At 53.1% G+C, this 23,802-nt stretch carries 24 protein-coding genes; 10 read left to right on the top strand and 14 right to left on the bottom strand.

The window, feature by feature from the left end; translation table 11 throughout:
- The first annotated feature begins 244 nt into the window (after nucleotides 1-244).
- Nucleotides 245-649, top strand: a complete 405-nt coding sequence (locus tag Q7J88_RS06500; protein WP_303721348.1) for a rhodanese-like domain-containing protein — start codon at nucleotides 245-247, stop codon at nucleotides 647-649.
- Nucleotides 650-726: 77 nt separating this feature from the next.
- Here Q7J88_RS06500 and Q7J88_RS06495 read toward each other — a convergent pair whose 3' ends face one another.
- From Q7J88_RS06495 to Q7J88_RS06465, 7 genes are all read right to left on the bottom strand, one after another.
- Nucleotides 727-1,119: a hypothetical protein gene (locus Q7J88_RS06495; protein WP_303721347.1), complete on the bottom strand. Its 393-nt coding sequence runs from the start codon at nucleotides 1,117-1,119 to the stop codon at nucleotides 727-729.
- A gap of 75 nt (nucleotides 1,120-1,194) precedes the next feature.
- The gene (locus Q7J88_RS06490) at nucleotides 1,195-1,809 is read right to left on the bottom strand and encodes an acetate uptake transporter (protein WP_303721346.1); all 615 of its coding nucleotides are present in this window, start codon (nucleotides 1,807-1,809) and stop codon (nucleotides 1,195-1,197) included.
- A 343-nt stretch (nucleotides 1,810-2,152) separates the two neighbouring features.
- Nucleotides 2,153-3,517 carry a sigma-54 dependent transcriptional regulator gene (locus Q7J88_RS06485; protein ID WP_303721345.1) on the bottom strand — a complete coding sequence of 455 codons (1,365 nt, stop codon included), beginning with the start codon at nucleotides 3,515-3,517 and terminating at the stop codon, nucleotides 2,153-2,155.
- Between the two features lie 86 nt (nucleotides 3,518-3,603).
- On the bottom strand, nucleotides 3,604-5,571 hold the full coding sequence (locus tag Q7J88_RS06480) for a cache domain-containing protein (protein ID WP_303721344.1): 1,968 nt from the start codon (nucleotides 5,569-5,571) through the stop codon (nucleotides 3,604-3,606).
- 125 nt (nucleotides 5,572-5,696) lie between these two features.
- A complete protein-coding gene (locus Q7J88_RS06475; protein WP_303721343.1) occupies nucleotides 5,697-7,088 on the bottom strand; it encodes an NAD(P)/FAD-dependent oxidoreductase in 1,392 nt (463 codons plus the stop codon).
- 66 nt (nucleotides 7,089-7,154) lie between these two features.
- Nucleotides 7,155-7,505, bottom strand: coding sequence for a hypothetical protein (locus Q7J88_RS06470; RefSeq protein ID WP_303721342.1), 351 nt, complete (start codon nucleotides 7,503-7,505; stop codon nucleotides 7,155-7,157).
- Between the two features lie 142 nt (nucleotides 7,506-7,647).
- Nucleotides 7,648-8,418 (bottom strand): hypothetical protein, encoded by a 771-nt coding sequence (locus Q7J88_RS06465; protein ID WP_303721341.1) that lies wholly within the window; start codon nucleotides 8,416-8,418, stop codon nucleotides 7,648-7,650.
- Nucleotides 8,419-8,589: 171 nt separating this feature from the next.
- On the opposite strand from Q7J88_RS06465, the gene Q7J88_RS06460 reads away from it, so the two are divergent.
- The 6 genes from Q7J88_RS06460 to Q7J88_RS06435 all read left to right on the top strand — a co-directional run bounded on the left by Q7J88_RS06460 (nucleotide 8,590) and on the right by Q7J88_RS06435 (nucleotide 12,529).
- On the top strand, nucleotides 8,590-9,291 hold the full coding sequence (locus Q7J88_RS06460) for a response regulator (RefSeq protein ID WP_303721340.1): 702 nt from the start codon (nucleotides 8,590-8,592) through the stop codon (nucleotides 9,289-9,291).
- Complete coding sequence (locus Q7J88_RS06455) at nucleotides 9,291-10,361, top strand: cell wall metabolism sensor histidine kinase WalK (protein ID WP_303721339.1); 1,071 nt, start codon at nucleotides 9,291-9,293, stop codon at nucleotides 10,359-10,361. The genes Q7J88_RS06460 and Q7J88_RS06455 overlap by 1 nt, the downstream gene beginning before the upstream one ends.
- A gap of 171 nt (nucleotides 10,362-10,532) precedes the next feature.
- The gene (gene msrB / locus Q7J88_RS06450) at nucleotides 10,533-11,081 is read left to right on the top strand and encodes a peptide-methionine (R)-S-oxide reductase MsrB (protein WP_303721338.1); all 549 of its coding nucleotides are present in this window, start codon (nucleotides 10,533-10,535) and stop codon (nucleotides 11,079-11,081) included.
- A gap of 17 nt (nucleotides 11,082-11,098) precedes the next feature.
- The gene (gene msrA, locus Q7J88_RS06445; RefSeq protein WP_303721337.1) at nucleotides 11,099-11,749 is read left to right on the top strand and encodes a peptide-methionine (S)-S-oxide reductase MsrA; all 651 of its coding nucleotides are present in this window, start codon (nucleotides 11,099-11,101) and stop codon (nucleotides 11,747-11,749) included.
- Nucleotides 11,750-11,957: 208 nt separating this feature from the next.
- A complete protein-coding gene (locus Q7J88_RS06440; RefSeq protein ID WP_303721336.1) occupies nucleotides 11,958-12,227 on the top strand; it encodes a spondin domain-containing protein in 270 nt (89 codons plus the stop codon).
- Between the two features lie 5 nt (nucleotides 12,228-12,232).
- Entirely contained in the window at nucleotides 12,233-12,529 is a 297-nt protein-coding gene (locus tag Q7J88_RS06435; protein ID WP_303721335.1) for a spondin domain-containing protein, read from the top strand.
- Between the two features lie 34 nt (nucleotides 12,530-12,563).
- Here the strand turns inward: Q7J88_RS06435 and Q7J88_RS06430 are convergent, their stop codons facing one another.
- Nucleotides 12,564-12,893, bottom strand: a complete 330-nt coding sequence (locus tag Q7J88_RS06430; protein ID WP_303721334.1) for an RNA-binding protein — start codon at nucleotides 12,891-12,893, stop codon at nucleotides 12,564-12,566.
- Entirely contained in the window at nucleotides 12,883-13,755 is an 873-nt protein-coding gene (gene ylqF / locus Q7J88_RS06425) for a ribosome biogenesis GTPase YlqF (protein WP_303721333.1), read from the bottom strand. Before ylqF ends, Q7J88_RS06430 begins: the two co-directional genes overlap by 11 nt.
- 173 nt (nucleotides 13,756-13,928) lie before the next feature.
- Between ylqF and Q7J88_RS06420 the strand changes: the two genes are divergently transcribed.
- A complete protein-coding gene (locus Q7J88_RS06420; RefSeq protein WP_303721332.1) occupies nucleotides 13,929-14,165 on the top strand; it encodes a hypothetical protein in 237 nt (78 codons plus the stop codon).
- 510 nt (nucleotides 14,166-14,675) lie between these two features.
- Nucleotides 14,676-15,374, top strand: coding sequence for a response regulator (locus Q7J88_RS06415; RefSeq protein ID WP_303721331.1), 699 nt, complete (start codon nucleotides 14,676-14,678; stop codon nucleotides 15,372-15,374).
- A gap of 131 nt (nucleotides 15,375-15,505) precedes the next feature.
- Here Q7J88_RS06415 and Q7J88_RS06410 read toward each other — a convergent pair whose 3' ends face one another.
- The gene (locus tag Q7J88_RS06410; protein ID WP_303721330.1) at nucleotides 15,506-15,898 is read right to left on the bottom strand and encodes a hypothetical protein; all 393 of its coding nucleotides are present in this window, start codon (nucleotides 15,896-15,898) and stop codon (nucleotides 15,506-15,508) included.
- A gap of 63 nt (nucleotides 15,899-15,961) precedes the next feature.
- Entirely contained in the window at nucleotides 15,962-17,959 is a 1,998-nt protein-coding gene (uvrB, locus tag Q7J88_RS06405; protein WP_303721329.1) for an excinuclease ABC subunit UvrB, read from the bottom strand.
- Nucleotides 17,960-18,054: 95 nt separating this feature from the next.
- Between uvrB and Q7J88_RS06400 the strand changes: the two genes are divergently transcribed.
- Nucleotides 18,055-18,918 (top strand): YitT family protein, encoded by an 864-nt coding sequence (locus Q7J88_RS06400; RefSeq protein WP_303721328.1) that lies wholly within the window; start codon nucleotides 18,055-18,057, stop codon nucleotides 18,916-18,918.
- 11 nt (nucleotides 18,919-18,929) lie between these two features.
- Here the strand turns inward: Q7J88_RS06400 and Q7J88_RS06395 are convergent, their stop codons facing one another.
- From Q7J88_RS06395 to Q7J88_RS06385, 3 genes are all read right to left on the bottom strand, one after another.
- Entirely contained in the window at nucleotides 18,930-19,739 is an 810-nt protein-coding gene (locus Q7J88_RS06395) for a M23 family metallopeptidase (RefSeq protein WP_303721327.1), read from the bottom strand.
- Nucleotides 19,736-23,314 (bottom strand): DUF748 domain-containing protein, encoded by a 3,579-nt coding sequence (locus Q7J88_RS06390; protein ID WP_303721326.1) that lies wholly within the window; start codon nucleotides 23,312-23,314, stop codon nucleotides 19,736-19,738. Before Q7J88_RS06390 ends, Q7J88_RS06395 begins: the two co-directional genes overlap by 4 nt.
- Nucleotides 23,315-23,426: 112 nt before the next feature.
- Nucleotides 23,427-23,570: a hypothetical protein gene (locus Q7J88_RS06385; protein ID WP_303721325.1), complete on the bottom strand. Its 144-nt coding sequence runs from the start codon at nucleotides 23,568-23,570 to the stop codon at nucleotides 23,427-23,429.
- Nucleotides 23,571-23,802 lie beyond the last annotated feature (232 nt).

The following is a 23,802-nucleotide window of genomic DNA, read 5'->3' as shown; positions in this document are numbered from 1 at the left end:
TCTCGCTGCGCCCGAAAAAGGCCACTGTCGAGGTGCCGGAAACTGTTACCGCAGAAGAGGAAGATCTGGTTCTGCAGAGCGCTCAAGACTGATACTGAGCTGCAATAAAGTGATCAAGGGGCCCTGCCGAGTGCAGGGCCCTTTCTTTTTTTGTTGTGGTTTGTAAGCATCCCCCCCTTACTTGAATTAATCTGATTGGGTAGAATACATATTGTATTCAACAATTTACTGGGGAGGTTTCGATATGAAGTTTATGCTCTGGCTGCTTTTTTTAGGCTTGTTACCGATGGCAGGATATGCGGAAGTGGTCGAAGTTGATAACGCTCAATTACAGGAATTGCTGGCGCAGAAGGTTCCTTTGGTCGATATTCGTACCGCGCCGGAATGGACTGAGACCGGCATCGTAAAGGGGAGTCATCTGCTGACCTTTTTCGATGCCAGCGGTAATTACGATGCCGATTCTTGGTTGGCGAAACTAGCGCCGATAGCTGGGAAGGATGAGCCGGTTGTGCTGATCTGCCGCACCGGTCGGCGGACTGGATTGGTCAGCAAGTTTATGGACCAACAGGTCGGTTACCGGAAGGTTTATAATGTCAGCAAGGGGATTCGGAACTGGATTGATAAGGGGAACCCGGTTGTTGCTCCGTAGTTTGTTTCTGGTAAGAGAGAAAAAGAAAGCCCGGCTGTTTTGCCGGGCTTCCTTGTCTATGGTGTCTGGGGATCTTTCTAGGGGATGAAGTCTGAGAAATAGGGCTGAGAGTTCGGTCTGTGCTGCTGGATGGCATCAACCAAGGAGACGCCCACCGGTTTCATTATCCAGAGCGCCAGCAGGCCGAGGATGATCAGGGCCATGGACCAGTTAAGGAATTGGCTAAGCCAATGCCAGTCAGTTTCGGTTTTCGGTTTCTTTTTGGCCTCTTCCTCTTCATCATCCTCTTTCTGCGGGAGGTTGCGGGCTGCCATTCGCATTATGCGTCCAGACGACAAAAAGATGACTGCGGAAATCATAAACTGCGGCATGACGTCAAGATCAACGACCCCCGTAGCCAGCATGACAGCGTAAAACGCCATTGCTGCTAAGCCGAGTAGGGTCATTTGCTGGCTTAGGTTCACGTTCACTTTGAGATCCTGTAAAGAAATAAAAAGCCGTTCTGTTTGGCGATTTTTACAAATTATATCAAAACAGTTTTTTTTTCAAGGCGTGAACTGCTCTTCGCTCTTTGGGTCAAGTTGTCCCCGCCATTGACCGATCGGAAAAATCGAGCGTCCCAACCACCGATTGAACAGTTGTGCAAAACCGGTGTAGCCGGCGGACAGGCCACAGACGATGCCGGAAATTCCTCCGATCACCAGGAACACATGGTTATCGCGGAGTTTTCCCATGGCGAGGAACAGCAGGCAGAACATAAGGGCGGAAAAAACCAGTTGCAGGGCGCGGCTTTGCTGGAAACTGCCGAGAAAAAGGATTGCGGAAAACAGGCCCCACATACTGAGGTAGGCGACCATGGTGACGGCCTTCGGGGTTTGACCGAAGCCAAGCTGGGGGAAAACTTCGAAACCGATCAGCGACAACCAAAACATGCCGAGGGGCAACATGGTTGTTGTTGCTGAATACCCGACATTTTGACGTGAGCGCATCCCGGCCATAATTTGCATGCCGCCGCCAATCGATAACACCGTTCCTAAGGTCGATGCTGGAGTGTGGTAAAGGCCAGTCTGGCTGAAGGCGTAGGTACTGATGGTTAAGGCGAGCGCTATGAGACCTAGGCTGGGGATTTTATTTTGTACAGCAGGTAATTCTGTTGGCATGTTGACCTCCAAAAAAAAATGGGGGGAGGTTGGAACCATTTCCTTCCACCCCCCTAAAAGAGGTTTTTCTATGAGACATTGTTTTAGCAAAGGGTGTGCCCGGTTTTAACGAAAGTTCGAAAAAGATATGTAAGCTAATAAAACAAGGTGTGTTTTCCCTTTATGACGGGGATTGTTTTCGCAGGGTGACGGCAGGAGGATTTGCGTTAATGCAAAAAAAAAAGTGACTCAGATTTGTCTTTCTACGCCGAAATTGCAAAAAAAGCCATATTTTACAAGATGTTGATTCGGCAATAAGGTGGCTTTGCGTTTTTGCAAACGAACAACCCGGTCTTTTTGCAAATCAGTCAAGGACATCCTCTTTGCGGAGACCGTATTTTTTTAATTTACGATAGATGGTGGCCATGTTCATACCTGCTTTCTGGGCCGCCTCTTCGATATTGCCATCGACTGAACGGAGCAGTTGACGAAGATAGTCGATTTCGAAGCGTCCGAGTGCCTGGTTGTAATCATCCTCTTCAGATTGCTTGTCTTCCGTTTCGATAAATTGAGCCAGGGTGGTCAGGTCGATCTGCTCTTTGGTTTCGATGGTCAGGCAGGCTTCGATCACGTTTTTAAGTTGGCGAATATTTCCCGGCCAACTGTACTCACTGGCAGCACGTTGCGCCTCTGCCGACAACCCCTTGATGCTGGTGTTGAATTTTTTATTCTGCAGGTCGATAAAGTGGGCGGCCAATAGTGGGATATCGGTGCGCCGTTCCCGTAGTGGTGGCAGGTGTAGGTTGATAACGTTGAGACGGTAAAATAGATCTTCGCGGAAGGCACCTTTTTCGACGTCATTGGTCAGATCGGCATTGGTGGCAGAAATCAGGCGCACATCGACTTGCGTCGATTGGGTATCGCCGATCCGTCGGAATTCCTGCTCCTGCAGAAAACGGAGCAGAGTTTTCTGCACGTTGAGTGGCAGGTTGCCGATTTCGTCTAGGAACAGTGTGCCGCCGTCAGCAGCTTTGAGCAGCCCTTCTTTGTCACTGTCGGCACCGGTAAAGGAACCCTTTTTGTGGCCGAACAGCTCACTTTCCAGAACCGAGTCGGGGATTGCGCCGCAGTTAATCGCGATAAAAGGTTTCTCTTTGCGAGGTGAATTGTAATGGATCGCTTGGGCGATCAATTCCTTGCCGGTTCCGGATTCTCCGGTAATCAGCACTGAGGTATCGCGGATTGCAACCTTTTCGACCTTTTCCAGCAGCTTTTGCAGTGCCATTGAGGCGCCGATGATGTTGCCGAAGTTGAATTTTCCGGCCAACTCTTCGCGCAAATGCTTATTTTCATTTTGCAGCTCATTGTGGCTGAGGGCATTACGCACCCGGAACAGCAGTTCATCCGGCTCGAACGGCTTGGTTAGCATATCGTAAGCACCCTTGCGTAGAGCCTGGATCGACATCTCGACGGTGGCAAAAGCGGTAATAATGATTACCGGAATGTCGGTCTCGACCACTTTGATCCGCTGCAGAACCTCTAGCCCGTCGATGCCGGGCATTTTGATATCGCTGATCACCAAGTCCCAAATGCCGGGGCGGAAGACTTCGACCGCTTCAAGCGGATTGGTGAAAGAGCGGACCGCATGGCCGTCATCCATCAGGACGGCTTCCATCATCCGGCAGAGGCCTTCTTCATTGTCGATGATCATGATTTTTTTTGCTGACATGCTATTTTCTCTTTTCTTAAGCCCTGCATCAAAACCGTCCGGATGGTATCCGCTGTCTTCGGGGTGTTTCAATCGTTTAGGGTTCCTCAGTATTCCTCCCGAACTAATGGCAAGCGGATCACCACAGTCGTCCCTTGTCCAATTTCAGAGTCTATAAAAATTTCCCCCTGATGCATATCAATAATCTGCTTGGTGATCGCCAGCCCAAGTCCTGTGCCACGCGCTTTGGTGGTGAAGAACGGCTCAAAGATTTTCTCCAGGTTTTCCTCGGTAATCCCCTCGCCGTTGTCGGCAAACTCAATGCGGATGTAGTGATCTTCGTCCAGCATCGTGTGGACCCGGATCTCCCCACCATTCGGCATCGCCGAGCCGGCGTTCAGCAGCAGGTTGATGGCGACCTGGCGGAGCTGGTCGCCGTCTGCCGGCACCATCGGCAAATGTTCGGACAAGTTCTGCAAGATATTGACGTGGTAGAGGTCGATGTGGTTGCCGGCGAATTCGATGATCTGCCGCAACAGGCGGTTCAGGTCTGTCTGCTCCAGCACCGGCTTTGGCGTGCGGGCGTAGCTGAGCAGATCCTGAACGATCTTCTTGCAGCGTTTGCTCTCCCGCTTGATTTCGTGGATGAAAGTGTAGTTCGGGTCACTCTCTGGAATTTTCTTCTCGAGAAAACCTGCGTAGCCGAGAATAACCCCGAGCGGGTTGTTGATTTCATGGGCAACTCCTGAAGATAGCACTCCAAGCGAAGCCATTTTCCCCTGTTGAGCGAGGGCCGCTTCCATTTCCTTGTTCTTGCGCAGCATACGGGTCATGCGGTTAAAGGAGATCGCCAGTTCACCGAGCTCGTCGTGGCTCTCAACTGGAACCTGCTCATCAAGACGCCCCTGTTTGACCCGGCGGATGACGGTAATCATCTGGTGGATCGGGTCGGTAAGCATTTTCGACGCGAGGAAGACCAGGGCTGCGGCGATCAGGCCGATGATCAGCGGCAGCAAAAACACATGGGTGGCGATCCGCCATTTGAGGGCGTTGGCGGTCGAGTAAAATTCGTCCTCATAGCTACCGACCGCAACGATCCAGTCCCAAGGCTTGAAATAGCGGTAACGGACGATTTTCATCCGTTCCTTTGCTTCTCCCTTATTGCGCCATGGATAACGTATCCAGCCATCTTTTTTCTGCAGCATCTCGGCGATGAACGGGCGGTGGTTGGAGTCGCGGACTCCACTGATGTTGCGCCCCTCCTCATCGGGGTGGATTGTTAAGGTGCCGGTATTGTCCATGCAGAAGATGTAACCAGTTTTGCCGACCTTTTTGCTTTTGATCTGGTTGGCCAGGGTCTGCATTGCTTTTTGTTCGAATTTTGGATCTTCGTAGGTTTCGTCCAGATAGCCGCCCGCGGCAATCACCCAGTCCCAGCGCGGGTAGTAGCGAAAGGCAACGATTTTTTCGCGCAGATATTTGTCGCCGAGGGCTTCGTTGCGCCAAGGATAAATGGTAAAGTTAACTTCATTCGGGTCGGAAGCGAGCGCTTGCTCAATCATGTCACGGATGAAGAAGCGCCCCTCTTCATCCTGCGAGTCGATGACAATTTTGCCTTCCAGCGCTGGATGAGCACGAAGCGCACCTGCGGAGTCGATGGCAAACAGGTAGCCACTGCTGCCGATACTGACATTATTAAGGCTGTTGCGTGCGGCTTGTTGGGCCGTTTCCAGGTTGATCTCGCCCTTGTCCAGTTGCCGTTGCTGCTCGTTGACCAAGGTATAGGCGAGGTCGACCAGCGATCGCATCTCCTGCTGAACAATTTTTTTCTTGTCCTGGCGGTAAACCTCGAATTGGCGGTAATGGCCATCAAGAAGATCGAGGGTGAAGCTGGCCATGTGGTCAAGGTCGGCTTTGCTGGTTTCGGTTAACCCCTCGTAGGCCTGCTCGGTGGCGATGTAACCAATCATTCCGCCAAGCAGAAAAATCGGCACCACGACCAGTGGCAGAATGACCACCAGCATCTTGTCGCGGATCTTCAATCGATTGACAAAAGAAAACAGGTATTGAGCCATGACGAATCGGTGATAAAGGGTAAAAAATCAACTTTTTGTGGTTCGCAGTATACACAATGCGGGAGCTGGGTAAAACAGGAAAGAGCCGAATAGTCAAACAGGGGTTTAAAATTGACGGGAGCGTTTTAGAGGAGTCCTTGAGTGAAGGCGTTTTCCTGCGCTGCCTGGCGCAGCCCATCGCTGATACTCGGATAGACGTGAACGGTGGTCGTCAGATCGACCACTGTAAGGCCGAAACGTACTGCCAGCGCTGCTTCATGGATGATATCGGCAGCACGCGGGCAGAGCATCTGCACGCCGAGGACCTTGCCGCTGCCCAGCTCAGCATTCAACAGAAATCCGCCCAGCTTTTCACCCATGACATGGGCCTTGGGAACACGGTCGAGGCCGAGGTAGGTAGTGACAACCTGATAGCCTTGTGTTTCGGCCTGTTCACGGTTCAGCCCGACGGTCGCAAACTCGGGATCGACAAAGACCGCCATCGGTGAACAGCGGTGATCGATGCTGTGGGTGGTTTGCGGGTCGAGGATGTTCTTTGCCACGATCTGCGCTTCCCGTGCACCAGCTGGAGCGATCATCGGGTTGCCGGTCACATCGCCGGCTGCCCAGATTCCGGGGACATTGGTGCGGAGCTGGTTGTCGACCTTGATGAAGCCGTCCTTGTCAGTGGCGACGCAGACCTCTTCTAGACCGAGATCCTCAGTAGCCGGGGTGGTGCCGATAGCGAACATGAAGCGTTCGGCGCAGAGCTGGGTCGGTTTGTTGTCGATCCGGGCATGCAGGCAGACATGGTCACTACTCTGCTCAAGTCGCTCGGCTTCGGCGTTGAAGAGGATGCGGATTCCTTCATTCTGCAGCATGGCGCGGAATTGCTCGGTCAAGCGCGGATCAAATTCTGCCAGTAGTTTGGGGCCGCGTTCCAGGATGGTGATGTGGGTGCCGAAGCGGGCGAACATCTGCCCCATTTCCAGTGAGATCACCCCGCCGCCGAGAATGATCAGCGATTTTGGGAAGCAGGGCAGGTGCAGTGCGCTGTGATAAGTTAGGTATTTGACCGTTTCAAGACCGGGGATCGGTGCGACACGGGCTTTGCCGCCGGTTGCGATGAGGATATCCGGTGCGCGAAAGCGTTCATTTTCAACTTCAATTTCATCAGTGGCGACGAAACGGCCTCGACCGTAAAGCAGATCGAGGTTTTTCGTGTGCGCCGCTTCGTAGCGATAATGATCATTGCGCAGGGTTTCAACGGCGGTGCGCTTCAGGTCCATTAAGGTCGGACAGTCGGGGCGACCGGCGCTCAGGTTCAACCCCCAGCGTTCCCCTTTCTGCGCGGCGTAATACATCTCCGCCTTGTGGATCAGGGTTTTGCTTGGAACGCAGCCCCAGTTGACGCAGGTTCCGCCGACCTGGGATTGTTCGATCATCAACACTTTTCGGTTTTGCTCCGCAACCATTCTTGCTGCGGCATAGGCTGTTGTTCCCGCTCCGAGGATAATCAGGTCATACTGCTGGTGCATAATTCCACTCCAAGGGGAAATGGCCGAATAGATAAAGCATAGCAGCCATTGACAGGGAAGGAAGTATCAGCGCTCTTTTTGCAGCTGATGCCGCAATTCGCAGATGGTCATACGCGACATGCAGAGATCGAGAAACAGTTGGTTGGTGCGCCGGTTCGTCCAGCGATTGTGCTCGGCGATCGTTTTCTGGATGCCCTTTTCAACCGCTGTGAATTGCTCTTCACTCAGGTCGCGCGGCAATTCCACCGACAAAGATAGCTCTTTATTGGTGAAATATTTTTTCACCAGTTCGGTCATCTCTATTTTCAGACACTTAAGGATATCAGGATGTTTGTGCGGCATCCGGCTGGCAATGATTTCTTCGACCATGTCGCTGGTATGTTTGTGGAGATTCGGAAAAGGAATGACTTTCGCCATTGTGACCCCCTTTGGCTAGCAGAGTGACATACAGGTTAGTAATGATTATAGCTTGACCGATTTTCTTTTGGGTAGGGGGAAGACCAGGTTTCTGTGACCAGCGGGTAGCCGAAGCTACCCGCCGACTGTTGTAGAGGAAGTCTCAAAAACGGACAAAAGCTCCGCCAAAAGGACCGGAAAAGTCGGTCTCGATAAAAAGATCCGAATCGTCGATCTTCAGATCGAAATAGCGGTAGCCGGCATAAATGCCGACTGTCGGCAACGGTGAGAATTCGAGCTGCGCTTCAGCGTCAACAAAGTGGTTGCTGTCATATTCCAGGTAGCCGATGCGGCCGACCAGGCCGAGGAAATCGGCCAGCGCAACGCGAGCGCGGGCGCCGATCGTCGGAATCGGTGCCGTGACCGATTCGGTAGCGGTCAGAACCCCAAGTGATTCTGTCAAAGTCGCTTCAACATCGGCAATCTTGACCGCTAGTTCCAGGCCGAGCTGGAAGCGAGTAGGCAGATCATCTAGATTAATCAGGTAGTAGGTGAAGCCGATATCATATAGATCGATAGTCAGGTCAGAATTTACATCGGTTCCGATGTTGAAGGTTTGTTCACCTATTACAACTGGGACGCTCAGGGTGCCGGTGCCGGAGAACTCGATCGGTAAATAGCCGAAGGACAGATGGAAGTCCCCCGAGTTGAAAGCGATTTCTGCAGTGATGTCTTCGCTGTCGTCGAGATTTAGATCCTTTTCTAGATCAGCTTTCTGGCCAATTCCGTTTAGGGAACCGGCAATGCTTCCACTTGGGCTGAGCAGCTGGTAGCCGAGCTTAACAGCTAAGAACTCGTCGGCGACGGCGCTGCTGATAAAGCAGACCAGCAACAGTAACAGCAACGGGACGATGACTTTACATTTCCAAAGCATGGGTTTTCTCCTTTAAATGAAAGATTAAGTCTAGAAGATTAGCAGCTTTTTGCTAACATGCGAGCATTTTAATGTTTATCGGCAGGGTTATTTTTCGGTGGGCGCCAAGCAGCCGCAAGCGAGGTTTGTTAAGATTGCAAAACAACAGTGATTTTTCCAATGGAGCCGAAAATGGTAGAAACGGCACGCACCGTACTGATCGTCGAAGATGACCCGAATACTGCCGAGCTGGTGGCCACCTACTTGCAGCGTGAAGGGTTTGCCACCTTAATCGAACATGATGGGGAGCGCGGTTTGCGGACGGCGCTTGATCGGCATCCGCAGCTGGTGGTCCTCGATGTGATGCTGCCCGGTCTCGACGGGATGGAGATCTGCCGTCGGTTGCGCAGCGCCTCGGCGGTGCCGATCCTGTTCTTAACCGCCCGTGAGGAGGAACTTGACCGGGTGCTTGGCTTTTCCCTTGGTGCCGATGATTACGTGGTCAAGCCGTTCAGTCCGCGCGAGCTGGTTGAGCGGGTCAAGGCGATCCTGCGCCGGGTGAGGCCATTGGAAACCAGCTCGAGCCCGGTACTGCAGCAGGGTGGCTTGTTGCTCGACCCGGAGAAGCATAAGGTCAGCCGCGACGGCCATCCGATCAGTCTGACTGGCTCTGAGTACAAGCTGCTGCGCACGTTGATGACCACCCCCGGCCGGGTCTATAGCCGCTCCGAGTTACTGCGGCACTTTTACGAACAGGAAGAGGCGGTCATCGAGCGGGTGATCGATGTACACATCAACAAGCTGCGACAGAAGATCGAGCCTGACCCGGCCAAACCGGTTTTTATTGAAACCGTGCGCGGGTTTGGCTACCGCTTTGCCGAACTGGAAGAGTGATGAAGCGACGCCTGCTCTGGAAACTAATGCTGAATATTATCCCGGTGATCGGGGTGACCATCCTGGTGATCTGGCTGGCGATCGACAATCTGGCGGCGACCTATTTCATGCGCCTGATGGAAAACTACGCGATCGAGCCGACCGACAGCCACCAGATGTTTATCGAGTCAGTGCATCGCTACCTGCTATGGGCGGCGCTGGCGGCACTGGCCCTGGCGTTGCTGCTCAGCTTCCTGATGACCCGGCGGGTGTTGCGACCGCTGAGCCAGATGACCCGGATCTCTCAGGAGTTTGCCGCCGGTGATTTTCACAATCGGGTCGAGGTGGTCTCCAGCGACGAGGTCGGTCAGCTCGGTCTGGCCTTTAACTGCATGGCCGATTCTCTGGCGCGGCTAGAGCAGTTGCGTAAGAACATGGTCACCGATGTCGCCCACGAACTGCGCACCCCACTGACCAACCTGCGCGGCTACCTGGAGGGGCTGAGCGATCAGGTGATCCCCCCCTCACAGAAGACCTTCCAGATGCTGGAAAGTGAGATTCTGAGGCTCGTCCATTTGGTTGACGACCTGCAACAATTGGCCAAGGCGGAAGCGGCCAAAGCTTTTTTGCAACGGCGGGAATTGTTGGTGGTCACCCTGGTCGAGCAGCTGCAAAGCCTGTTTGAACCTCGCCTTTCTGCCAAACAGTTGCAGCTGCAGGTCGAGATTGATCCAGCTGAGTTGGTCGTTTACGCAGATCTCGACAAGCTGTTGCAGGCGCTGCGCAACCTGCTGGAGAATGCCTGGCGCTACACACCGGCAGGTGGGCAGGTGGTCATCAGCGCCTTCCAGCAGACCGGGATGGTCGAAATCGGTATCAGCAACAACGGTCCCGGCATTGCCGCTGAAGACCTGCCCTTCATCTTCGAACGGTTTTTCCGCGCCGATCGCTCACGCTCCCGTGACCAGGGGGGCGCTGGTATAGGCCTATCGATCGTCAAAGAGCTGATTGAAGCCCATGGTGGTGAGGTCGGTGCGGAAAGTAGCGCCGGTCTGACTCGCATCTGGGTGCGGCTGCCTGCCGCGATCTGATCCCAAGAAAATCTTTATCCAATCTTTAAATAACCCTGATCTCAGCTTTATCTGGTTCTGCTAGGCTGTTTTCAACGGTCGGTCATGAACATGTTTCTAGCTCCGGTCGCTGTGAATTGTTATTGCCGGATAAATGGTAAGATGGGGAAAGGAAGAATAAAGGAGATAGCGATGAGGATTTTAGCGATATTTACGGCGGTTTTAGGCGCTGCGGCGCTGTTCTGGATGACCTTCAGTAAACCGGCGACCGGAGATGACGAGATGCAGGGTATTGCTGGCAAGATCAGGGTTTATTCGGTGGAAGACGGTGGTTATATCGGAACCGAGCGGGTGGTCAAAAGTGACGCAGAGTGGAAAAAGCTGTTGAGCGATCGACAGTACCATATTCTGCGTGAGCAAGGCACGGAAAGGGCTTTTACCGGCGAGTACTGGAACCATAATGAGCATGGTGTCTACCGCTGTGCCGGTTGCGGTCTGGATCTCTACCTCTCTGACACCAAGTACAAGTCGGGCACCGGTTGGCCGAGTTTCTATCAGCCGGTCGCTCCCGAAAACGTGAAGATCCGGCCGGACAGCAGCTTTTTCATAACCCGCAACGAATTGATCTGCGCCCGCTGTGGTGGGCATCTCGGACATGTTTTTGACGATGGCCCGGCCCCGACCGGCAAGCGTCACTGTATCAACTCAGCATCCCTGATTTTCTACAAACTGGACAAATAGTCCCGGAGGTTGCGGTTATGTTGAAACGTATCTTGATGATATCGTTGACTGTGGTTGGGCTGGCGGCTGGCGCCTGGTTGGTCGGGTCGGCCGAAGAACCGCAGAAAATGGACAAAATGATGACCGATTCCAGTGGCTTGAGCCGGGCAATTTTTGCTGGCGGTTGCTTCTGGTGCATGGAACCGCCATTCGAGAAGCTGCCGGGGGTGATCGCGGTGGTCTCCGGCTATACGGGAGGCAACCGGCCGAATCCGAGTTACAAGGAGGTTTCAGCCGGCGGAACCGGCCACGCTGAGGCGGTCGAGGTGACCTTCGATCCGCAACTGATCAGCTACCAGCGGCTACTGGAAGTGTTCTGGCAGCAGATCGACCCGACTGACGCCGGCGGACAGTTCGTTGATCGCGGCAAACAGTATCGTAGCGGCATATATCCGCTCAATGATGATCAGATGCAGCAGGCGCAAGCCTCGAAGCGCGAGTTGGTCGCGTCCGGGCGCTTCAAACAGCCGATCATCACTGAAATCGTTCAGGCCGGTCCGTTCTACCCGGCTGAGGATTATCATCAGGATTACTACAAGAAGAACCCTCTACGTTACAAATATTACAGGTACGGCTCGGGCAGGGATCGCTTCCTCGATCGGGTTTGGGGGGAGGATCGCGAAGGTTGAGCCACCGGTTGGTTTATAGATCTGTGTTATTGCGCGCGCAAAAATTTCCGGAAGGGAACGCTGTCCTGAGGAACAGGAGCCAACCGAAATCAGAAGGAGGAATCCTATGAATCATTTTAAGGCAGTTTTTGTGATCAGCATGGCGCTGATAATAGGCCTGTTGACGGCTTAGCCGTCCTGGCTGCAGGAGCTAACAGTACAGCCTACCGTGACCACTACCAACCTGAGTAAAATGCAACCCCTGACGCCGCCTCTGGTGGTCAGCCTCAAAGGCAGCTTCAAGCCGCTCGAGATCGGACAGGGGGCCAGCGATGGGCTGGTCGCGCTGGCGGAAGGGGGCGATCTGCAGCCGCTGATAGCGCTGCTCGGCACCCGTAATGATGTGTTCGATTACATGGCCGGTGATGGGCTGATCTTCCCCGGCGAGTCGCTGACCCTCCAGGTCAAGGTCAAGGGCTTTACAGTAAGCTGTCGCTGACCAGCATGCTGGCTGCGACCAATGACGCTTTCGTCGGTATTGCCGGCACCAGCACACCTTTCCTCGCTAAAGAAATCAGTGTTGTTGTCTATGACGCCGGCAGGGAAGCCAACACCGAGCTTTGCATCGACGTTCCAGCCCTCCCCTGCGCTGAAGGCAGAAATCAGAACCTGCGGGTTACCGAGGGCGCGGAAGGGTTTATCCATATACATAACGGGATTCACGGGGTTGGTGACCTAAATGCTGCCAATATGGATTGGCGCAACCCGGTGGTCAAGGTAAGAATCAAACGGATAAAATAACTCTTTTAATTGATATACATTCTTTAAGAAGCAGTTATCTTCTCCGCCTCGTTTTATTTCTCTGCGGAGGTTCCGGCCTGGCTTCGGCTGTTTGCAGAGGGGGCTTGTCACGGGCCAGAGAAGCCCTTATGCAGCGGTTAATCAGCAGGGCACCGTCAAGGGTATTGACCGCATTTTTGGCTTCCGTCTCGTTCGCCATACGTACGAAAGCGCGGCCGCTGAACAGGCCGCTGCGCTTATCTTTGAGCAGCTGGACAGATTTAACTGTGCCACAGACCGAGAACAGCTTGCGCAAGTCCTCTTCGCCGGCATCGAAGGAAATATCGGCAACGTAGATGTCCTTACTTTTTGCTTTATTCTTCATTACCGTTCTCCTTTTCTTCGATAATCCTAATATCGGTTGGTCGTTCCAGGCTGATGCGGCCGATCTTGCCGCCACGCAGTTCGCGTAGCAGCAGTTCCGCCGCCCGGTGCAGGTCGACCTCCCCTCCACTGACCAGACAGCCACGTCGGCGACCGATCTCTTCCAGGGTTTCGGTCGCGTTCGCCGGGATCTCTTGTAGCTTGTAGCGCTTCTGTAGTAGATCAGGGTATCTTTCCCCGAGAAAATTTGCTGTTTCCAGAGAAACCGCAGCGGTGTCGTAGGCGTTTTCGCCGATCGCGCCGCTGGCAGCCAGTCGGCCGGCACCAGCCTGATCGTCCAGTACCGGCCAGAGCAGCCCCGGCGTGTCGGAAAGCAGGATTCCATTGCGTAGATCGATCTGCTGCGGGCATGTGGTGATCGCAGGTTTGTCGCCGACCCGGGCTATTTTTTTGCCGGCCAGGGTGTTGATCAGGGTTGACTTGCCGACGTTCGGGATACCGATGATCATCACCCGCAACGGTTTTTGCCCTTTCTGTCCTCGATTCGGCACCAGCTTGCGACACAGCTTCGGCAACAGGCCTACGCTACGCCGGTCGGTCGCTTCCAGCGGTAGCGCCTTGATGCCCTGCTGCTTGTCGAAATGATTGACCCAGGCGTTGGTGATGGTCGGATCGGCCAGGTCGCTCTTGTTCAGCACCTTGATGCAGGGCTTGTCCTTGCGCAGCTTACCCAGCAATGGGTTGGAACTGCTGTGTGGCAGACGGGCGTCGAGCACTTCAATGAACAGGTCGATCAGCGGCAGCATCTCGACGATCTGTGCCCGGGCTTTTTTCATATGTCCCGGGTACCAATCAATAATCATTTACTTCTCCAATGTTAATCGTAGTGGCAAAGGCGCAGAGGATAACCCAGAATCTGATTGTTTGACCAGTGCTTATCGGTTTGCCCACGGTAGTCCGGCTGTTTAAATGATCATTGAATGATACAATGAGGAGGGAAAGTTCGCAGGATTTTACCGTTTTTAAGAGGTACCTTATGAACGAAAGCTATTATACTCATCATGAAGTTCTCTCCCGGTTGATCAAATATTGCCATCAGGATGCAGAATCGGCCATGCGCGTTTACGAACGCTTGATCGTTGGCAAGCAGCGTTCGATGGAACTTCCTGATGGCAAAGTAACCCTGTCCCCGCGGCAACTTGAAGAACTGGTTGAGCGTTTCAGTAGCGAGGTCGGCCCCGAGTTGTGGACATCGAAGCGCGGTAAGTACTGAAATATATATTGTACAATGCGACCATCAGAATGATTCGCTATATGGCCTGACGGATTGGTGAAATCCCTGCTTACTTCTGTAAAGATGAGGTATTAAGCTGAAGCGGAAGCATGTATCTGATGGCTGCCAGTCAGGCTCTGTCAGGAATAGATTCTTTTTTTTTTCATTTGAATCGCAGTGCGGAGGAAGGCTCGGGCCGGTCCATTTTATTTAATGAGCTGGCACAGCGGCCCTGGAGGGAACAATGCTAAGATGAGTTTAACTAATTAAAACAATACCTATTATAAGAAGAAAAGCTCTTTCTCGAGGTTGCTTTTTGTGGTGGTGACTTCTCCGTTTTTTTTTCGTTAATTTCAAATTTTATTATTTTTATCTCAGTCTTGTTTGCCGAGGGAAGTCCTACTGGTTGTTGATACATTTATGGCGGAACTTTGGAATGGCTTTTGCTTATCTTGGAAACTGTCTAATCGTGATTGCCACTGTGGAAGAGAATTCAGGAGAAAAGCCCCAATGAAAATTGCGCCCCCTAAAGTTTTGCTGATCGACAGCGAAATGTTGATCCATTTGGCTGTCTCACAAACCTACCGGAATACAGGGCCCTATTTCATAACTGCTGCCAGTGTTGGGGAAGCGTTGAAGAAAATGGAGATCTTCAACTTCGACCTGTTTTTGCTGGCTCTCGATATGAACGATGAAGAGAGCGTGCAGCTACTCAAGATCATTGCTCAGCGTTTTCCTGATATCCCGGTTATTTTGATGAGCGACAGCAAAACCAAATATTCTGCTTTGCTCGAAAAGGTTGAAGCGTCGCGCAAGCGGGGAAGTTGGCAGTTGATCGAAAAACCGTTTAACCTTGATATCCTGAAAATTCTGGTCGAACGAAGCCTCTATGAGCATGAGCGCAAGAAACCGGAAGCGATCGACGCGATGGGATCGGGGTCCGAAAAAAGGACATCGCTACGGAATTCATATGTTGAAGCTGTACAACTTCTGGTCGATGCGTCGGACTGGGGCATCGTGGGAGAAAAGCGGGTTAACGCGACTGTGACCGATCTTTCCGATGGAGGTCTCGGTCTGATTACCAAATACCCGTTGAAGGAATCGCAACCGGTCAGGTTTGCCGATGCATCGTTCGGCAAGGCAGGGTTGGTTGCCTGGGCTGCTCCGATGGATAACCATATCTGCCGGGCAGGCATTCGATTCCACTGAAAAGTACTTATCCCGTCAAAGGCAAATCAGCACTCATTGCGGTAACTTCTAAAATTAATTGGCCAACTGACGATGTCGGGTGGAAGGCTACAGCCATGGAGATTCAGGCTCGTTCGGGAACTGCTCCACGGCTACTCGTTGTCACTGCCCCAGAATTTCCACCACTTCTTGCTTTTCTCACGGGCTTTTTGCCCTTGCTCAGACCCTTTGTCTAATTCTTTCTGCTCCTGCTCCATTTTTTTCTCGCGCTGTTTTTCGAGGCCTTTTGGAGCCTTATCCTCTTTCAGCTGTTTTTGTTCTTTTACCCGATGCCGCTCTTCTTCCATTTCCCGTTCGTCTTCTTTGCTGTCGTATCGGTACTCGTGTTCCACCTCATAATTTTTTCCGTCACTGTCATATTTTTTCTTCTGGTACGTTTCCTGATAGGTTTTCCTTTCCTTTTTCCCTTCTTCGCCCGACTTGGCAACTGCAGGATTGAAGGTAATCAAGGCAAAACAAATCAGCAAAAAAAGAATAGATCTCATCGTCTCCCCCGTTCGGTGAAAGAAGATTCCGTGCTCGAAATAAGTATACCTTGTTGATCAAAATTAACCACGCAATGCTAATTCTCTTTTTTCCAGCGCCAGCATCTGGTCACGCAACTCGGCGGCGCGTTCGAAGTCAAGGTCGGCGGCGGCTTCAATCATCTGCTCCTTGAGGACGGCAATCTGCTTTTTCAGCTCGTCTGGATCGCCGTACGTAGCGCTCTCTTCCGCGTCCTGTGGTAATTCGACGTAATCCTTTGATGAAATATCCTCCAGAATTGAACGCAGCGACTTCTTCACCGACTGCGGGGTGATGCCGTGTTCTTCGTTGTAGGCGAGCTGTTTGGTGCGCCGGCGTTCGGTTTCGTCGATACAGGCCTGCATCGAGCGGGTTATTTTGTCGCCGTACATGATCACCCGGCCATCGACGTTACGCGCTGCGCGGCCGCAGGTCTGAATCAATGAGCGCTCACTGCGCAGAAAACCTTCCTTGTCGGCGTCGAGGATCGCCACCAGTGCCACTTCTGGGATATCGAGCCCTTCGCGCAACAGGTTGATGCCGACCAGCACGTCGAACTCTCCCTCGCGCAGGGCGCGGATGATCTGCATCCGCTCGAGAGTGTCGATATCGGAGTGTAGGTAGTTGACTTTGATACTGAGCTCCTGTAGATAACCGGTCAGATCTTCGGCCATCCGCTTGGTCAGGGTGGTCACTAACACCCGCGCTCCCTTGCCGACGGTGGTACGGATCTCCTCGATCAGGTCATCAACCTGCTCGCTGGCGGGACGGACCTCAATCGGCGGATCGACCAGTCCGGTCGGACGGATCACCTGTTCAACGAACACGCCTTCTGCCTTCTCCATCTCGTAATCGGCTGGGGTGGCGGAGACATAAACCGTCTGCGGCTGGCGGGCGACGAACTCATCAAACATCAGCGGCCGGTTATCGAGGGCGCTCGGCAGGCGGAAACCGTAGTTGGTCAGGGTTTCTTTCCGCGAGCGGTCTCCGCGATACATGGCGCCAACCTGGCTGACGCTGACGTGGCTCTCGTCGATGAACATCAGTGCGTCATCCGGGAGGTAGGAGAGCAGGGTCGCCGGCGGTTCGCCGATTCGGCGGCCGTCGAGAAAGCGCGAGTAGTTTTCGATCCCCTGGCAGTAGCCCATCTCCTCGATCATCTCGATGTCGAACAGGGTGCGCTGCTCTATCCGCTGCGACTCTAGCAGCATGTTGCGCTCGTTGAAATACTGGATGCGCAGTTGCAACTCGTCCTGAATCTCTTTGATCGCCCTTTCCAACGTCGGCTTGGTGGCGACGTAGTGGCTGGCAGGGAAAATGCCGGTCCGGTTAAGCCGGTCGATTACTTCACCGCGCAGCGGATCGATCTCGCTGATGGCATCGATCTCGTCGCCGAAGAATTCGATCCGCAGGGCGCGTTTCTCCTCGTAGGCTGGAAATACCTCAACAGAATCGCCTCGCACACGGAAGGTGCCGCGGTGGAAGTCGATGTCGTTGCGTTCGTACTGAATCTCGACCAGGTTTTTCAGGAACTGGTTGCGGTCCATCTCCATCCCGACCTGCAGGTTGACAAGCATGCCGTAGTAGGCCTCCGGAGAGCCGAGACCGTAGATACAGGAGACCGAGGCGACGATCAGCACATCGCGGCGGGTCAGCAGCGAGCGGGTGGCACTGTGGCGCAACTTGTCGATCTCCTCGTTGATCGAGCTGTCCTTCTCGATGAAGGTGTCGGTGGAGGGGACGTAGGCTTCCGGTTGATAATAATCGTAGTAGCTGACGAAGTACTCAACGGCGTTGTTCGGGAATAGCTCCTTAAATTCACCATAGAGCTGCGCCGCCAAGGTCTTGTTGTGGGCCAGCACCAGGGTTGGTCGCTGCAGTTTTGCCACCACGTTAGCCATAGTGAAGGTCTTGCCGGAGCCGGTGACGCCGAGCAGCACTTGGTGTCGGTCGCCGCGCTCGATGCCTGTAATCAGCTCTTCGATCGCCTGCGGCTGGTCGCCGCGCGGCTGGTATTCTGAAATCAGTTCAAATTGGGCCATGCCTGAGAACCTTGCAGATGAAGTCGATTTGTATTTTTCGCGTTGACATGTTTGACTAGGAAGCGCAACGTGCCGCCCTTTGAGGAGGATATGCCATGAGCAGTGAGAAAAGCAAATTTGTCTATTCGATCTTCTGGAACTGCGGCCTGATAGCGATCGGCTCGCTGATCCAGGCATTGGCCTTAAAGGGGATCGCCACGCCGCATCGGTTTGTGCCGGGAGGGTTGTTCGGGGTCGGTTCGCTGATTTTCTACCAGACCGGCTGGCTGAATCCGGGCCTACTGTATGTGCTGCTCAACGTGCCGATGTTTGTCCTTGGTTACATCTTCATCTCCCGCCGTTTTCTCGGCTACAGTGCTCTGGCGATGGTTCTGATCTCGCTGTTTTATCAGCTAATCAATTTCCAGATTCAGATCGGTAACCAGCTCTATGCGGCCTTGGTGTTCGGTACCCTGCTCGGCGCGGGAGCCGGTATGGTGCTGCGTTCGCTCGGTTCCAACGGCGGACTCGATGTGGCGGCGGTGATTCTCAACCAGAAATTCAACATCGGAGTCGGCAAGGTCTATTTCGGCTTCAACCTGGGGCTGTTTTCGCTTAGTTTCGCCAGCCTTGATCACGATCTGGTGATCGCTTCGATGATTGCCGTGTTTGTCTGCTCGGCAGCAGTCGACTACTGCCTGTCGATGTTCAACCAACGCAAGATGGCATTCATCATCTCGGCCAAACCGGAGAAGATTGCCGAGCAGGTATTGACCCACCTGAAGATAGGCGCCACCATGCTGCCTGCGGTCGGCGCCTATCACAAGCAGAACCGGACACTGTTGATGGTGGTGATCAACAATATTCAACTGAAGCGGTTGGAGGAAATCGTTTTTACGACCGATGAGCACGCGTTATTTATCGTTGAAAACACCTTCAATGTACTCGGTTCGACCTTCTCCAAGCGTAAAATTTACTGATATATGACAGGTTATTTCGGCGGAGAAGATACCATTAGAACAGGGTCGAGGTACTTGTCAAACCAGTTGATGCGCCAGTCAAGGTGTGGGCCGGTGACCCGGCCGGTAGCACCGACGGTGGCGATTTTGTCTCCCTGCGAAACTTGCTGCCCTGATTTGATGAGAATTTTCTGCAGATGCAGAAAGCTGGAGGAGAGACCGTGGCCGTGATCGATGATCAGCGTTTTGCCGGAAAAAAACATTCCCTGGTGAACCAAGCGGACCTTGCCGCTGGCCGGTGCGACAACCGGGGTTCCCTTCGGGGCGGCGATATCGACACCGAAATGGGGACGGCGCGGCTCGCCGTTAAGAATCCTCTGACTACCGTAAACGCCGCTGATCAATCCGGAGACTGGCCAGATGAAGCTTTCGGTAAAAAACGGCAGGTCACTGTCATAACTGCGTGCTTGTTGCACCTGCTGCGCTTCACTGCGGATGCGGAGTAAATCCTCCTCGTTCGGAGCCATCAGCCGCTCGCTGATCCCATCGATCTTTTCAATCTGATATTCGCGAGGGGTGATTTGCAGGTTTTCGGTGGTCACTTCGCCGTTCGGGGCGATTACGGTCAAGCTGTGTCTCAGCCCTGCATTTCGGCCGAAACCGAGGATAAACTTCCCATCACCGGATAGCTTGAGCTGTCGCTCACCATAGAATATCTGGCTGCCGGGAGCTGCCTGACCTCGAACCAGACCGCCTTGAGTCAGGTTGCCGGTGATCTGAAGTTCAGCCCAACCTTTAGTCGGAACAAACAGGAGCAGGAATAAAAGGATGAGGAGTTTCATTTGCTGCTGATATTGAACTCGACTCTGCTGTTCGGACCTTTTTCCGCCGGCTGATAAATGTCGACGGTTTTCAAAAAGATTCTCGGTTTGATCTCTTCGTTCTCAGCCAGTAACGCCTCCTGCACCTGTAACGCCCGTTTTTGCGCCAGCGCCTGCATTTCGGCGTCATCTGCGCGGATGTTGGCCAGCAGCAGTTTCTCCATTTCCGGCTCCGGTAGCTTTTTCAGCAGGCCGACAAAATTTCTCGGCCGTGGGAAGTCAGCTTCCTCGTACACCTGCAGCAGGTATTCCGGATAGTCCTCAGGGGTGATTTCGACCAACTCGCGGCTTTGCGGCGCTCCAGCCTCGTCCTTGATTTCGAGCCACTTGGCGTCGATCATCTTTTGTCGCAATTGCTCTTTACGATAGGCCTCCGGATCATTGGCCGGATCTGCGTAGGCACTGAGCTCCAGAATCAGCGACGGGCGCTTCTCCAGCATCTCTGCTAGTTTTCCAAGGGTTTCCGTCTGTTTTTCGTCCAGTTTAGCCAGCCCGTAGTCGAAGTTCTGGCTGGTGAAGTCTTCATCGCCACCACCGAGCATGGAGGCGAGGAGCGAGAAGGGGGAAGTGGCCGCTTTGACCAGCAAGTTTTTCAGGACCGTAAATATGGTGCCCATGATGCTAAAGCTGGGATCGTTCAGGTCGCCGGAAATTGGTACGTCGAGGTGGATTTCGTCATTGCTGTCCTTTAGCAGGGCGATTGCCAGCCCGACCGGCAGCGAGGTCGCTTTGTCACTTTTCACGGGATCGCCGAAGGTGAACTGATCGATCATGATCTGATTGTCGGCTTTGATCTTGTTGTGCTCAATGTGATAGCTCAAGTCGAGGTATAGCTTGCCCTTGTCAATCACCTTGCCGAGATAGGTGCCTGAATAAGGAGTCATAGGCGCCAGGTCGATATCTTTGAATTTGATGGTCAGATCGGCAAATAGATCTTTGCTCAGCGGGTTCAACTTTCCGCTGATGCTCAACGGCGAATGGTTCTCCAGTTCGCCGCGCAGGTCGACATCGGCCTGCATCTCTTCTTCGGAGGCCATGCCGGTCACCCTTCCGCCAAGCTCGTACATGGTGGCACTGAAGGTGGTCGGCATCGACCGATCGGTAAAGGAAACCGTGCCGCCCTGCAGAGTCAGAGCATCGATGCGGATATGGGGCGGCGGAGTTGCCTCGTCCGGTTCTTCGGTAACGACAATTTCAACCGGTTCTGGTTCAGCTTCCGGTTGCTCCTCGCTCTCAGCCGACTGTTCCGCTGCGGTGACATTCGCCAAGTTGACCCGTCCCTCCTGATCAATCTGAATTTTAGCCATATATTTGCTCAGCACAACTTCCTCGATTGCCAGCTTGAAGGGTGCCAGTTCACCTTTGATCTTGTTTAGGTTCAGGCTGTTCCAGGTGAGGAGTTCGCCATTGTCGAGCGGGTCGCGCAGGTTGAAATCACCGATGGTGATGCTCCCTGCAAAACTGCCGGCAAACGTTTCAGGCTGTTCCTGCATTTTGACTGCCATGTTGGTGTAGAATTTGCCATCTTTGAGACGAACGTTGACATTCTCCGGCAGGAAGTCGTTGAAATCGGCCAGCGCTAGTTCTTTTACCTGGGTTTGTGCCTGGACCCGCAAAGGGCTGTGGGCCACTTTCCCGGTCAGCGCGACACTTCCCTTCTTGCCCAGCCGGGCCTTTATTTTAAACGGGCTTTGTAGCGATTTTGGATAGGCCAGGTCGGCCAGGTTGATGTTTAAATCGTCAATTTTTAGTTCAGGTTTTCTGGTCAGGCTCTGATCGACGAATCCTAAATCGAAGTCGGACAATTCGATCTGATCGATTTTCACCGCGAACTGAGGTGCAGATGTGGTCTTACTTTCAGGGAATGATTCAGGCAATTCCGGTTGTGGACGCAGTAACTTCAACGGCGATAGGCTACCATCAGCCAGCCGCGAAGCCTGCAATCTGCCATTGCTTAGTTCGACCTTTGCCAGTGATGCCTTGCGCTGCTGAAGGTCGAAGTTGCCGCCGGTAAGGTGCAGGTTGGCGAGGGTAAACTGATCTTCGCCGGCAAATGGCACTTTCAGCTCGTGCAGGGCCAATTGTGCCTGCTGGGCTTGTATGTTGCTATCCGCCGTGTAGTTAACGCGGGTGGCCAAGTTCAGCACGCCGCTGATAGGGGCGGTTAAAAATTTCGCCAGATAGGGATAGTAGGGTTCCAACAAAATGCCGTTGGCAACCAGATCGACCGCTGCGGTCGGCGGGTTGACCCCGAACTCGCCGCTGAGTTCGGTCGTTGTTTCCCGATCGCTGGTCATTCTGAAGCTCAGACCGGTTTTCTGCTCGGCCAGGGTTGAGAGATGATAAAGGTGCAGGTTGATCCCGTGCAGTTCCTCGCTCACGCCACCCGGCGGAAATTGATCCTGAAAGTGGACTTTGCCGTTGAACAGCGCCAGCTTCGCCAGTTGCAGGGCGGGGAGTTTGTCCGGTTCCGCCCTTTCGGTTGCTTCAGCAGTTGCAACGGTCTCTTCCTGGGCCGGTGACAGGAGCTGTTGAAAATTCCATTCTCCTTCCGTATTCCGGTTGACGAATAGTTCCGGCTCGTAAATATCGAGGGAAACCACCTTGAAATCCTGCTGAAAAATATCGCACCAGTCGAGTTCGAGGATCAGGGTCGGCATCCGGAACAGATTGCTGTCATCCGGTAGCCGGATGTCGATGTCGGAAAGCGCCAGCTCGCCGTTGAGCAGCAGCTTCGGTTCTTCGTCGGTGGAAATCCGATAGCTCAGATCGATCTGGGTATCGAGCACGCCTGATTCTACCTCCATCGGTAGCGGAAAAGGCGAATGGAATGCGTAAAATGCCAAGTTAATTTCGTTTAGCACCAGCGAGAGGGAAGTTTCCAGCGACTTGTGGAACGGTTTCAGTTGCCCTACGGCTCTGATCTCTGAGCCATTAAGTAGCAGCCGAATTTGTGGCTTCACGTACTCATCGGTCAGGTAAGACACATTGCCGATAAAGGGAACCGCAAGACTCAATTCGCTGATCTGGTGATGCGACTTTTGTTCTGAAGTTTGATCGGTGAAATCGATCTTGCCATTTCTGAGCACAATATTGTTGAAGGAAAACATTAGCGGTTCAGCTGGTTCATCCTGAACAGGTTGCGGCTTTCCTTCTCCTAGCTTGCTGAAATCTGAGAAGTTGAATTCCTGTTTTCCGAGCAGCACGATATTGACGTAAGGGGCATCGAGTTCGACCCGGTCGAGGATAATGGCAAGGTCGATCAGGGAACGTACGCTGCCGGAGAACATTAGGCGATCGAAAGCAACAAAGGTCTGTTGGCTCTGCTGTTCGGTGAGCTTGACCCCCTTGACTTCGACGGTCAGGGTGAATGGGTTGAAGTAAGCTTTTTCGATGCTCAGTTTGCGGGTGGTGTTTTCGGCAAACCATTTACTTCCCTGGGCCTTGATTTGCCAGGGGACGATCAGCATCGAAAGCAGTAACAGTCCGAGGATAGAACCGATGCTAATTAGCGAATATTTTTTCCAGCGTGGCATAAGTGGCTCCAGTGTGCGGGAGAAATTCAGCTAGAAACCAAGTTTAGCATAAACTGGTTAAGGGGAGTGTACGGGTTATCTGCCAGCTTATGGAAACGGATGGTGCCCGCGGTTAATTTCCCTGGGTCGGTGTACGATCCCAAATGTATCCGCAATCTGGGCACTTGAGATTCAGCGGATTTTCACTGCGGAAACTGGCACAGGCGACCAGCAGATTCAGCAGCACGATTAGCACCAGATAGCTCAACAGTTTCATGACTTCCCCCAATACGATTAGCGAACCGTATCTTTCTCTTCATTTTAATAGTGCCTCGAAATGAGGAAGATGCAATTGTTGGTTTGCGTAGGTGGCTCTTTTTCGTTGCCGTTCTGAAACGAAAAAAAGCAACTTCAGGGCTGTTCTGTCACAGGTTTTTAGCTCGGGCTAGCAGAGGATTCCCGGCGTGAGCTGATAAAACTGTGCATAAACAGAGCAATCAACACGACGA

Origin of the sequence: Malonomonas rubra (genome assembly GCF_003247215.1) — a bacterium.
In the GTDB taxonomy this organism is placed as follows: domain Bacteria; phylum Desulfobacterota; class Desulfuromonadia; order Desulfuromonadales; family Geopsychrobacteraceae; genus Malonomonas; species Malonomonas rubra_A.
Note: the sequence above shows the minus strand (reverse complement) of the source record. Positions and strands in the feature narration are given on the sequence as shown.